This window comes from Rhodococcus quanlei (genome assembly GCF_055231015.1).
The window spans coordinates 190,994-203,547 of the sequence record NZ_JBUYWD010000008.1 but is presented as its reverse complement, the minus strand read 5'-3'; the positions used below and the strand labels follow the sequence as shown (position 1 = coordinate 203,547).

The 12,554-nt window shown below is 65.2% G+C and carries 8 protein-coding genes; 5 read left to right on the top strand and 3 right to left on the bottom strand.

All coding sequences use genetic code 11. From position 1 onward, the window contains the following. Positions 1-274: 274 nt before the first annotated feature. The 3 genes from ACZI8Q_RS06830 (at position 275) to ACZI8Q_RS06820 (ending at position 8,052) form a co-directional block, all read left to right on the top strand. Positions 275-5,767: a glutamate synthase-related protein gene (locus ACZI8Q_RS06830; RefSeq protein ID WP_463372745.1), complete on the top strand. Its 5,493-nt coding sequence runs from the start codon at positions 275-277 to the stop codon at positions 5,765-5,767. Further along, positions 5,764-7,536, top strand: a complete 1,773-nt coding sequence (locus tag ACZI8Q_RS06825) for a sulfite reductase subunit alpha (protein WP_463372744.1) — start codon at positions 5,764-5,766, stop codon at positions 7,534-7,536. The genes ACZI8Q_RS06830 and ACZI8Q_RS06825 overlap by 4 nt, the downstream gene beginning before the upstream one ends. A gap of 66 nt (positions 7,537-7,602) precedes the next feature. Then, positions 7,603-8,052 carry a flavodoxin domain-containing protein gene (locus ACZI8Q_RS06820; protein ID WP_463372743.1) on the top strand — a complete coding sequence of 150 codons (450 nt, stop codon included), beginning with the start codon at positions 7,603-7,605 and terminating at the stop codon, positions 8,050-8,052. Here the strand turns inward: ACZI8Q_RS06820 and ACZI8Q_RS06815 are convergent, their stop codons facing one another. Next, complete coding sequence (locus ACZI8Q_RS06815; RefSeq protein ID WP_463372742.1) at positions 8,053-8,685, bottom strand: LysR family substrate-binding domain-containing protein; 633 nt, start codon at positions 8,683-8,685, stop codon at positions 8,053-8,055. Between the two features lie 193 nt (positions 8,686-8,878). Between ACZI8Q_RS06815 and ACZI8Q_RS06810 the strand changes: the two genes are divergently transcribed. Then, positions 8,879-9,631 (top strand): SDR family oxidoreductase, encoded by a 753-nt coding sequence (locus ACZI8Q_RS06810; protein ID WP_463372741.1) that lies wholly within the window; start codon positions 8,879-8,881, stop codon positions 9,629-9,631. A 6-nt stretch (positions 9,632-9,637) separates the two neighbouring features. Here ACZI8Q_RS06810 and ACZI8Q_RS06805 read toward each other — a convergent pair whose 3' ends face one another. After that, complete coding sequence (locus ACZI8Q_RS06805) at positions 9,638-10,450, bottom strand: family 1 encapsulin nanocompartment shell protein (protein WP_463372740.1); 813 nt, start codon at positions 10,448-10,450, stop codon at positions 9,638-9,640. Then, positions 10,447-11,481, bottom strand: a complete 1,035-nt coding sequence (locus ACZI8Q_RS06800) for a Dyp-type peroxidase (protein WP_463372739.1) — start codon at positions 11,479-11,481, stop codon at positions 10,447-10,449. Before ACZI8Q_RS06800 ends, ACZI8Q_RS06805 begins: the two co-directional genes overlap by 4 nt. A 169-nt stretch (positions 11,482-11,650) precedes the next feature. On the opposite strand from ACZI8Q_RS06800, the gene ACZI8Q_RS06795 reads away from it, so the two are divergent. Next, on the top strand, positions 11,651-12,424 hold the full coding sequence (locus ACZI8Q_RS06795; RefSeq protein WP_463372738.1) for a hypothetical protein: 774 nt from the start codon (positions 11,651-11,653) through the stop codon (positions 12,422-12,424). Positions 12,425-12,554: the final 130 nt, after the last annotated feature.

Here is a 12,554-nt window from a genome sequence, read left to right as displayed (position 1 = left end):
CAGAGTAACGCGTTTCACTCTGAGATCAGTGCAGGTCTACGGTTTTCTCGGTGTACAGTTTCGCAAAGGAACAGAGCTGGCAAACCCAAGTGTTGCCCAAGGAACTTAGCTTAGGCTAGGCTTTTCCTCCGCGTGTTCCACGTGCATTCAGACAACGACGTCTGCCTCACCGGTCGAACGGTTCGAGGCGGTCGTCTATCCCGACCCTCCTCCGAACGGCCACCCGTGCCACGAGCACGGATTTCCATCCGGCACAAGAACGAGGAGACGGCGCTTGAAGACGAGTGCAACGAAGTCCGGTCTGTACGACCCCGCATTGGAGAAGAGCAGTTGCGGGGTGGGGTTCATCACCCGCAAGGACAGCACTCGCAGTCACGACGTACTCGTTCACGCGCACCGCGCTCTCTGCGAGGTTCCGCACCGTGGTGGCATGTCCGCCGAGGGTGTCGGTGACGGCGCCGGGGTCAGCATCGACCTGTCACCCGACTACTTCCGCACCTTGACCGGCAACACCGACCTGCAGACGGGTGAGTTCGGCGTCGGCAACTTCTTCCTCCCGAACGACACCGATTTCCACGCCGAGGCCGAAGCGGTCATCGAGAAGGCGTTCGCCGATCACGGCCTGCACACGATCCTGGTGCGCGACGTCCCGGTCGACAACGCAGCACTGCGCCCGGTCGCCGTCAAGGACCAGTTGCTGATCCGTCAGTGGGTGTTCACCGGCGCCGAAGCCGGTGGTTTCGATCGCCGAATCCATGACGCTCTGCTCGCCATCGAGGCGATCGCCTACGCGCAGACCACCCTCACCGGCCTGTACCCGCTGTCGCTCAGCGCGCACACGCAGGTGCTGAAGGGACGCCTCAACTCGAACGAGGTGGTCCCCTATTTCCGCGATCTCACCGATCCGTTGCACGCGGTCCACACCCTGTACTTCCACACCCGATTCTCCACCAACACCGATCCGCACCCGACCATGGCGCAGCCGTTCCGGTTGATGGCCCACAACGGTGAGCTCAACACGGACAAGAAGAACCGCCTGTCCGAGGGTGCGCTGGCACGTGCCCGCAATCGGGAGATCATCCGGCCGCCCGGCCAGTCGGACAGCTGCCGGCTGGATCAGACGTTGGCAAGCCGCATCGTCGACGACGAGCTGGATCTGGTCACCGCGGTCGTGTCGATGATGCCCCCGGCGTGGGAGAACGACCCGTCCTTGTCCGCCGAGGTGCGGGCGATGCTCGAGTACTTCTCGCTGTACGAGGAGAAGAACGACGGCCCGGCCGCGCTGATCTTCGGTGACGGCTCGGTGGTCGGCGCGCGCCTCGACCGGCTGGGTCTGCGCCCGCTGCGGTCGGTGGAGACCGACGAGTACCTGTGCGTGACGTCGGAGGCCGGGCAGTTCGAGTTCGACCCGGAATCGGTGATCCACCGTGGCCGCATCGAGGCCGGCGGCATGTTGTATTTCGACCACCGCGTGGGGCGCTCGTTCGGCACAAACGATGCTCTCGAACTCCTTGCGGCGGAGAAGGACTACCCGGCTCTTCTGGGGCAGGCGCGGCGCACCGTGGACGAACTCCCCGACGTTCCGGCCGAGCCGGGACCGCTGCGCTACAAGGGCGACCTGGACTCGCATCAGCGGTACGTGGCGTATTCGCACAACCAGGAGAGCTTCAAGTTCATGCTCGATCCGATGCTCGCATCGGGTCTGGAGAAGATTTCCGCGATGGGCTACGGCAACGCCATCAATGCCCTCTCCGATCAGGAAGGTGGTGTGGCCAAGTACTTCTCACAGCGTTTCGCCCAGGTCACCAACCCTTCGCTCGACAGCATCCGCGAGGCCGACGGCATGACCCTGCGGGTAGCGCTCGGCGGACGCCCGAACAGCGGCGCCGTGGACGCCCCGCAGATCGTGGTGCCCTCGCCCATTCTCACGCACTCGGACATGTTGAAGATTCGTAAGCAGGATTCGACTCCGGTGCAGCGGTTCCCGATGCTGTACACCCCAGTTGCGGGCAATGAGGAGGCCAACGCGGCGGCACTGTCCGCCGCAATCGATGCGGTGTGCGACGAAGTGGAGGCGTTCGCGCGTGCGCAGGGCGGTATCGCCGTGGTCACCGACCGCCACGTGTCCACAGACCAGGCGGCACTACCGATGATCGTGCTGATCTCCGCTGTGAACCAGCGGTTGATCGAGGAGGGCTTGCGCCTTCGGGTCTCGGTGATCGTGGAGTCCGGGCAGATCTCGTCCTCGCATCATGTGGCGGCCACCCTCGGTTTCGGCGCGTCCGCCGTGTACCCGTTGGCGGTTCGCCTGCGCGCGGAGGAGAAGTTCGCGGCCGACCCTGATACTGCGTTCGCGAAGTTCGCGAAGGCAGCCGAGAAGTCGCTGATGAAGACGATGGGCCGCGTCGGCCTATGCACCGCCGAGAGCTACATCGGCGGGGAGTTCTTCGAGCCCAACTATCTCGACACGGACGATCCGACGTTGCGCCGCTACTTCGCCAACGTGCAGACCCCGGTCGGCGGTGTCGGGTTCGCGACCATCGCGCAGGCCGTCGCCGACTGGCACGACCGAGCGCTGACGGTTCAGGGCGAGAAGGACATTCCGCTGCTCGGCCTGTTCAAGGAACGCGCCGAGGGTGCCGGTCACTCGTACGGCACCACGGCGGTGCGTGGTTTCGTCGACCTCACCGAGGAGCCCATCGCCTTCGACACGACGGGGTCGCAGGACCACACCGACTCGCTGCGCCTGCTTCCGCTGCACCGGCTCGAGGACGCCTTCGGACTCGACGACGCCGCATACACCAATGCGGGGTTCCGCAAGCTCACACCCGAGGCGATCGACTCCTTCGACATCACCCCCGGCTACCGCTCGTTCGCCCGCACCATGGCCGAGGAACGTCACCGGCGTCCCGCCGCTCTGCGTGACGTGCTGGGCCTGCCCACCGACGTCACGTTCCTGCAGACGGCGGACGAGTTCCGCAAGCACATGGGGCGCTTCTCGCGTTTGGGCAACAACACCTTCGCCGTCCGCGGACTCGACAGCGAGCAGGTCTCGGAGGGCGAGTTCCGGCTTTGGCTCACCGGCCCGCACGCCGGCGATACCGATCGTGCGACCGCCCTGGGTGATTCGTGGGTGGCGCGCTTCCCGGACGAGGTCACCTACCGTGTCGACGGTGATGTACCGGACGGCAATGTGCTGGTCGTCGAGGCAACCGGCGAGGCCGCGGAACGCCTGGCGATGCTGCAGGCGGCGCCGCACAGCGTCCCGCTCGAGCAGGTGCAGTCGGCGCACGAGATCACCCCGTTTCTGACCTCGGGTGCCATGAGCCACGGCGCACTGAATTCCAATGCGCACGAGGCGGTCGCGCACGGCACCAACATGGCCGGAGGCATGTCGAACAGCGGTGAGGGCGGCGAGCACCTCTCCCGCTACGGCACCGTGCGCGGGTCGCGGATCAAGCAGTTCGCGTCGGGTCGTTTCGGTGTGTGGGCCGGCTACCTGGCCGATCCGATGCTCGAGGAACTCGAAATCAAGATCGCGCAGGGCGCCAAGCCCGGCGAGGGTGGCCAGCTGCCCGCACCGAAGGTGACCGTGGAGATCGCGGCAGCCCGTGGCGGCACGCCGGGCGTCGAGTTGGTCTCTCCCCCACCGCATCACGACACGTACTCGATCGAAGACCTTGCACAGCTGATTCACGACTGCAAGGCGGCACGGGTACGCGTCATCGTGAAGCTCGTGTCGTCGGAGGGCATCGGCACCATTGCGGTCGGTGTCGCGAAGGCGGGTGCCGACGTCATCAACGTCGCCGGCAACACCGGCGGCACCGGCGCCGCAGCGGTCACCAGCCTCAAGTACGCGGGCCGGTCCGCCGAGATCGGCGTGGCCGAGGTGCATCAGGCACTGTCCGCCAACGGATTGCGGCAGAAGGTACTGCTGCGCTGTTCGGGCGCTCACCAAACGGCCGGCGACGTCATCAAGTCGGCGTTGCTCGGCGCCGACAGCTTCGAGTTCGGCACCACCGCGCTGATGATGCTGGGGTGCGTGATGGCCAAGAACTGCAACGTCAAGTGCCCCGCCGGTCTGACCACCAACCCGGAACTGTTCGACGGTGACCCGCGCGCGATGGCGCAGTATCTGCTCAACATCGCGCACGAGACCCGCGAGTTGCTCGCCGAACTGGGGATGACGTCGCTGCGCGAAGCACGGGGTCGCGCCGACCTGTTGAACCTGCTCGATCACCCGTCGAGCGTCGGGCAGTTGGACCTGCGCGCGATGCTCACCGTCGTCGAGGAGGTGACCGTCGAGAATCCGGTGTACCTGGAGAAGGACTACACGCTGGACGAGGGTTGGCTGCCGCAGCTGCGCAAGGCGCTGCTCGAGCAGGACCAGCTGACCGTCGATCTCGGTGACGGTGTCGTTCTCGGCAACCGCAACAAGAGCGTCGGCGCACAGTTGGCCATCGACATCGAACGCATCCTCAGCCACGAACTCTCCGAGGAGAAGCCGGCCGTCCTGCGGGACGAGCGTGGCCGCGGCTATCTCCGTGAGGGCAGTGTCCGCATCGCCACGTCCGGGTCGGCCGGACTCTCGTTTGCCGCGTTCTGCAACGACGGTATGGCGATCACCCACACGGGTACCTGCAACGACGGTGTCGGCAAGGGCGCATGCGGCGGTTCCATCGTGGTGCGCTCCCCCGGCGGCGGCTCGGCCGAGCACGGCGGCAACGTGCTGATCGGCAACTTCGCGCTGTTCGGTGCGACGGGCGGGCGCACGTTCGTCGAGGGTCAGGCCGGTGACCGCTTCGCCGTCCGCAACTCCGGTGCCACCGCGGTGGTCGAGGGTGTCGGCGACTTCGCGTGCGAGTACATGACCGGCGGCGCCGTTCTGAACCTCGGCGGGTTCGGCAAGGGTGTCGGCAACGGCATGAGCGGCGGGTTCTTCTACCAGTACGACCCCGAAGGCCGGCTCCCCGGCAAGGCGAGCGCCGACTCGATCCTCCTCGGTTCGATCATCGGTGACGACGAACACGCTCTGCTGCACCGGCAGGCTGTTCGTCAGCTGCTCGAGTGGCACGCGGAGGCGACCGGTTCTGCGCGGGCGACGTGGCTGCTGGAGAACTGGGAAACCGAGCAGGCGAACTTCGTGTACGGCATGCCGCGCGCATTGCTGCAGTACCAGGACAGCGACGAGATCCTGGCGGCCAAACCGCGCAAAGACCTCGTGGACGAGCTGTCCGCGGCTCTCGTCGCGCATCAGATCCACAAGTTCAAGGTCGACTACCGGGACGGCAACACCGTCCTCGGCGGCAAGGCCCCCGGGTACGGCGAGACCGACACCGAGTCGATGTTCGCGTTGCTGAACAACTACACCGTCCTGAGTGCGGCGCAGCAGATGGCGTTGGCGAAGGTGCCCGGTTCACGCGATCCGTCCGAACCGGCGGTCGCGAAAGCGGTGCGGAACTTGCTGCTGACGGAGGACTTCTTCCTGATGCAGAAGCTGCAGCGCTACGCCCGCGAGGCTCTGGCCGGCCACAGCGACGAGGACCTCGCCGTGATGGTGGCGGACAAGCGTCTCGGCGACTACAAGCAGGCGCTGAGTCGCCGCAATGTGCGGTCGATGGACTCGCCCGGCACCTACGGGTGGATCATCCACCAGCAGGCGAAGAACGTGGACAAGATCGGCCGCATGCCCGGATACGAGGAACTGTTCGCGAAGAACGCGCTCCCCGATCTGGTGCCCACCGACGTCATCGGGAGCGCATCGTGACACTTCCCTACATTCCCCAGGACGCACCGTTCAGCGACGACCAGCGCGTGTGGTTGTCCGGGTTCCTCGCGGCGATGAGTACCCGGCTGGCGGCGCCGTCCGCTGAGGCTGCCGGCGCCGAGGCCGCGCCGCCGATGCAGATTCTGTACGGCAGTCAGACCGGCAACGCGGAGGGTGTGGCCGAGGACGCGGCCGCCGCGGCCAAGGCACAGGGTTTCGCGCCGTCGGTGTGCGCCCTGGACGACATCGACCTCGAGCGGCTGGCTGCGGCGCAGCGCGTTCTCGTCGTCACGTCCACGTATGGCGAGGGAGAGATGCCCGACAACGCCGAATTGTTCTGGCAGGCGTTGTCCGCGGATACGGCCCCGCGGATGGAAGGGCTCGACTTCGCTGTTCTGGCGCTCGGCGACACCGGCTACGACGGGTTCTGCCAGGCCGGGAAGGTGATCGACACGCGTCTCGAGCAGCTCGGGGCCAAGCGCGTGGCGCCCCGGGTGGACTGCGATGTTGATTACGAAGATCCCGCTTCCGGCTGGATTTCCGATATTCTTCCGCTGTTTGCCGCAGTGGAAGGGATCAGGAAGGAGCCGGCCGTGGCCAGTCAGGAGGCAGGGGTTGCGGACGCTGACGCCAAAGTCAAGCGCAAGCGCTCACCGTGGAACCGGAAGAATCCGTACCGCTCGCAGGTGGCGGTCAACCGCTGCCTGTCCGGGTCCGAGTCGGCGAAGGAAATTCGTCACTACGAGTTCGCACTGGCGGACAGTGGTCTCGAGTACGAGGCCGGTGACGCGCTCGGAGTCATGCCGATCAACGACACTGCTTTGGTGAATGCCCTTATCGAGCGGCTCGGCTTCGCGGCCGATGCCCTGGTCACGGGGAAGGAACGCCCGCTCAGCGACCTGCTCACGCACTCGTACGAGATCTCCACGCCGTCGCACGAGCTGATCGACGAGGTCGAGAAGCGTGCCGGTCACGACGAGCTCAGCCATGTGCTGCACCGCGGCGAGAAGGCCGACCTGGAGGCCTGGCTGTGGGGCAAGGACGTCCTCGACCTGCTGGCGCTCGATCCGTCGCTCACGTTCGAGGTGGACGAGTTCGTGGGCTTGCTGCGGCCCTTGCAGCACCGCGCCTACTCCATCTCGTCGAGCCCGCTGGCCAACCCCGGCCACGTGCATCTGACGGTGGCGAGCGTCCGCTATTGCGGGGACGGCCGCGACCGCGGTGGCGTGTGCTCCACCTACCTGGCCGACCGGTTGGCCGAGGGTGATCTCGGGGGCATCTTCGTGTCGAAGAACAAGTCGTTCCGCGTGCCCGCCGACGACAACGCACCCATGATCATGGTGGGTCCGGGCACCGGTGTGGCACCGTTCCGCGCGTTCCTGCAGGAGCGCAAGGCGCGGGGTGCGGCCGGACGCAACTGGCTGTTCTTCGGCGATCAGCACCGCGCCTCCGACTACATCTACGAGGAAGAACTCGAGGCCCTGAGCGCCGACGGTGTGCTTGCCCGCCTGGACCTGGCGTTCTCCCGCGACCAGGAGGAGAAGATCTACGTCCAGACGCGGATGCTCGAGAACGGCAAGGAGCTGTTCTCCTGGCTCGAGGACGGCGGACACTTCTACGTGTGCGGCGACGCCACCCGCATGGCGAAGGACGTCGACCGTGCGCTGCATCAGGTGATCGAGACCCACGGCACAATGTCCGCCGAGGATGCGGCAGAATACGTGACCGCACTCAAGCGCGAAAAGCGCTACCTGCGCGACGTGTACTGAGCGGTTGGACGTGCACCGAGTAGTCGCAGGCAATCTTGTGGTTCAGGGATAGAAGGAGATTTGGCGATGGGCGTTGTCGTCCTCTACGGCAGTGAGACCGGAACGTGCGAGCTGGTGGCGGACCACGTGGTCGACGCACTGAGCAGCTACGACACCTCCCTGTACGACATGATGGAGTTCGATCCCGAAGATCTGGACTCCGACGACTTCCTGATCGTCGTCTGCTCCACCTACGGCGATGGTGAGCTGCCCACCGGTGCCGAGCCGTTCTACGAGGCCCTCTGCGACGAGCAGCCCGACCTCGCCGGACTGCGTTTCGCCACGTTCGGCCTGGGTGACAGCATCTACGAGGAGACGTTCAACCGCGGCGGCGAGATCATGGCCGAGAAGCTCACCGAACTGGGTGCCAAGCAGGTCGGCGAACACGGACGTCACGACGCCTCGAGCTCAGTCCGCCCGAAGGATCAGGCGCAGGAGTGGGCGAAGAAGATCGCCGAGGAGTTCCTTCCGGCCTGATCAGCGTCGAGCGTCGAGTAGAGCCTGTCGCGGCTCGGACGTGGTGTGGCGAAGCCACAATGCCTGGATGGGTGCCAACGGTGCGTCCTCGATCGCGATCACGCGCACCCGCCCTTCGTGGCAGGACCCTGGGGCGGCGGTGACGAACGCGACCGCATCGTTGTCGATCACCGCCGTACTCGGCGCGGTGCCCTGCACCGAATTGATCAGGGTGGCCGGCTCGAATCCCGCTCGCTGACAGATGGATACGAGAAAGTCCGAGTAGAACGACACTCCGGGCGGTGCCCACAACACGATCGTCTCGTCGGCCAACTCGGAGATTCTCACCGAGTCGCGGGTGGCAAGTCGGTGGTGTGACGGCACGGCGACGTGCAGGGCGTTGTATCCGACCACTGCACCGGCAAGGCCTTGTGGTGTCGTCGCGCCGCGGCGCAACCCGACGTCGATGGCGCCCTCGTGCAGCGAAGCCCGCATCTCGTCGGGAAACATCTGCCGGACCGTGATGGACACGTTCGTGAAGCCACTCCGGACCGGTGCCAGAAGATCGAACACCTCGTCGGAGGTGATGGCCGGTGAGTGCGCAACCACGAACGGCGTCGGCTCCGATTGTGCTGCGGCGACGGTTGCAGCCATCACAGACCGTGCGGCTGACAAGACCGGCTCGGCTCCCTCGTACAACGTGTGCCCGGCCGGAGTGAGCGCAATCTGACGCCCTCGTAACCCCACAAACATTACTTGTCGAAAACCCACTTTTCGCTGTTCTTCATTCGTGGATCGTCCTTCTAGCGTGAACTTGTACGTCAAAGCAACGAAGCGAGGGATCCACGTGAGCAAGCCACTCGAAAACAAGTCCGTCGTCGTCGCCGGTGGGGCGAAGAACCTCGGCGGTCTGATCAGTACCTCGTTGGCGCAGCAGGGCGCCAACATTGCGGTGCACTACAACAGCGCGGGCTCGGAAGCGGACGCCGACCGCACCGTGGCCGCGGTCGAGGCCGCCGGTGCCAAGGCGATCAAGGTCCAAGGTGACCTCACGGTCCCGGCGAACGCGGCAACCTTGTTCGCCACCGCGAAGGAAGCGTTCGGTGGCGTGGACATTGCGGTCAACACCGTGGGCAAGGTGCTTCGTAAGCCGATCGTCGAGACCACCGAGGACGAGTACGACTCGATGTTCGCGATCAACTCGAAAGCGGCGTACTTCTTCATCAAGGAGGCCGGCAAGAACCTCGAGGACGGCGGGAAGATCGTCACCATCGTCACCGCGTTGCTCGCCGCCTTCACCGACGGCTACTCCACCTATGCGGGCGGCAAGAGTCCGGTCGAGCACTTCACTCGTGCCGCCGCCAAGGAGTTCGCCGACCGCGGCATCTCGGTCAACAACATCGCCCCGGGACCGATGGACACACCGTTCTTCTACCCGCAGGAAACCCCCGAACGGGTCGAGTTCCACAAGTCACAGGCCCTCGACGGCCGACTCACGAAGATCGAGGACATCGCACCGCTCGTGCAGTTTCTCGTGACGGACGGTGGCTGGATGACCGGGCAAACGGTATTCGCCAACGGCGGCTACACCACCCGCTGACGTCGGTTATGTGCGCTTCTTGGGCCTCGTCAGCGCAACCGATGCCTCACCGGTGTAGGCGAGGAACGTCAACGATTCCTGTAGATACAGCTCCACGGTGTCGGCGGTGTGAGAGGTGTATCCGATCGAGACGTCCTGTCCCAGTTGCAGATCGAAGTCACCGCCGCGGGTGGTGACCACGAACGCTCCATCGATGGCGGGCGCCCAGATGATGTCACCTTCGATGAGCCGCTTCAGGTGCTCCCGGATCGGGTAGCCGTGGTCGGAGGTTTCGCTGACCTCCGTGTACGTTTCGGCGTCGAGCAGCACGGAATACGGTCCGTCGACACCGGCGAGGCGCAGCTCGGACAGCGCCTTGCTGATCGCGTTCGGCAACTCCCGAACATCCGACGGCAATTCGATCGCGTCGTTGGTGCTGTTGGCGCGGATTCCCTCGATCTGGGCGGCCGGGTAGCCCTCGAAGATGGCGCGGTCCTCGACAGCCGCCAGGGCGCTGGCCGCTTCCTTCACCGGATCCCAGTCGGAATCCTGCGAGCCGCGTTCGACGTCCTCGATGTCTTCACGCGCGAGCGTGAACGGAACGCGCAGCTCGACCAACGGACGCGCGAGCCGCAGCCGCGAGGACACACCGTCGGCGGGCGGGTCCACCTTCTGCGTGTGGCCGGTGCCGACACACGACTGGGACAGACCGTGGGGTCCGTTCACGTCGACGATGCGCCGACCCGCGATGTTGCGTTTGAACGTGCGGGTGGCCTCCTCCTCGATCTCCGCCCACGCAGCGTCGGTGACGGGTGCGAGTTCGCGAAACAGGTTGTTCATCGGAGGACACTCCTTTTCAGACTGCCGATTGCCAGGGAGCCGGCCTGGACCGGTGGCGCTTGCCTGTCATCGTCCTCGGTCTCCTCCGGCTGCTCGGGCGCCGGTGGGAGGTCGTCGAGGAAATCTTTGGACGGGGCGAAGAACGAGCCGCCCGTGACGGCGGTGGAGAAGTCGAGCAGGCGGTCATGATTGCCGGGCGGGTCGCCGACGAACATGTTCTCCAGCATCCGCTCGGTGACTGCCGGGTCGGCGGCGTACCCGATGAAGTAGGTGCCCATCTCGCCGTCCTTGAAGCTGCCGAACGGCATGTTGGCGCGCAGAATGTCCAGGCCCACACCGTTCTCGTCTTCGATGTCGTTGAGGGCGATGTGGGAGTTCGCGGGTTTCACGTCGTCGGACATCTCGATGTCGTCGATTTTGGACCGGCCCATGACGCGTTCTTGTTCTTCGGTGGAGGTGTCGTCCCACGCCTTCATGTCGTGCAGATATTTCTGCACCACCACGTAGCTGCCGCCGGTGAAGTCGGGTTCGTCCTCCCCCACCAACGCGGCACCGAATGCTTCTATGCCGGTGGGGTTCTCGGTTCCGTCCATGAAGCCGAGCAGGTTCCGGTGCCCGAACGATTGGAAGCCGTACACCTCGTCCACCACAGTTGCGGCGCCGTCGAGCTGGTTCATGATCTGGCGGGCGACCTCGAAGCACACGTTCTGCTGGGCGCCGCGGATGTGGAACAGGAGATCGCCGGGTGTGGACGGCATGTGGTGCGTATCGCCGTGCAGTTCTTCCAACACATGCAGGTGCGCCGGCCGTTCGCCCGCGAACAATCGGTCCCACGCCTGCGAACCGATCCCGGCCACCACGCTCACACCCAGTCCGACCGCACGGAAATCCACCACCCGCTCGATCGTGGGAACATTCTCGAGCAGATCGCGGGCCGCGTCCTCGCCGCCGTCGTCGATGGTCAGTACCAGAAACAGCGCGGCAGTGGTCAACCCAGTCACGACAGGCTGCGGTTGCACGGGCTCGGGCATCCAACTACTCCGCTCGGGTTGTGGGAACAGTTCCTCACCAACCGTAGCCGACCACGCCGACTTCGGGGGCGGATGGATACCGGCCCCGAACCCTTCGGCCAGCGCGTTTAGGCTAGCCAAACGCAAGTTCGGAAGCGTTGGATTCGCGAAGTACGAGGGGTGGAATCGAATGAGTCGGTTGCGGATGGGCGCCTCCTACGCGTTCTTCGCGCTGGTCGCTGTGGTGTGTGTGATCGGCATCTGGCGCAGCATCGTCGACGGCGAACACGGGACCGTGAAGTACCTGGTGGGTGTGCTGGGCTTCGTCGTCGTCACCGTCGGTTTCAGTCTGAGTTACAGGCCGCGATCGAATGGGCGCCTCGAGATCGAGGAACGAAATGTGCGGGGTGAACTGTGCCCGACGATTGCCTACTCGGCGACGCCCCCGATCCTGCTGTGCCTCATCGCGGGATCGCTCGGGCTCCTCCTCGCGGTCGGTGCGTACGATCTCCTCCCGGAACCGCGAACCATCCTTCCCCTCCCACCCGAGTCGGAACATCTGTTGCCGGAGGAGGATTCGGAAGGCTATGGCGGTACTACCTTCTTCGGACTCGCCGCCCTTCTCTACCTGAGTCTTCCGCTCGGCTTCCTGGTCGGACGTCTCCGGGTGGGGTACATCGCGTTCACCTCGGAAGGCATCTTCCAGCGCGGCTGGGCCTTCGAATCCTGCCTGCCGTGGGCCGCCGTGGCGGGCGCGTCGGCCGGTTACAACGGCTACCCCGCAACCGTGGTGATCGGCTACAGCAACGCACAGTGGGAGACGAAGCGAACTGCGATCTTCTGGAGAATCGACACACCCACGCCCGTGCCAGGAATTGAGATCGACCACAGGAAGATTCGCGACGATCCATCCCTGGTGCACGAATATGTGACGACAAAGATCACGGAGCGGACCGGCCGCTGAGTCGGCAACGCCGGTTGGCCGCCCGCAATGGCCGCCGAGTATCGTGTCGTCGGCAACCGGCACACGAACAATGGGGGGATGATGGCACTTCGTTTGGACGACGACGCGATCGAGCAATGTGTTGCGGTCT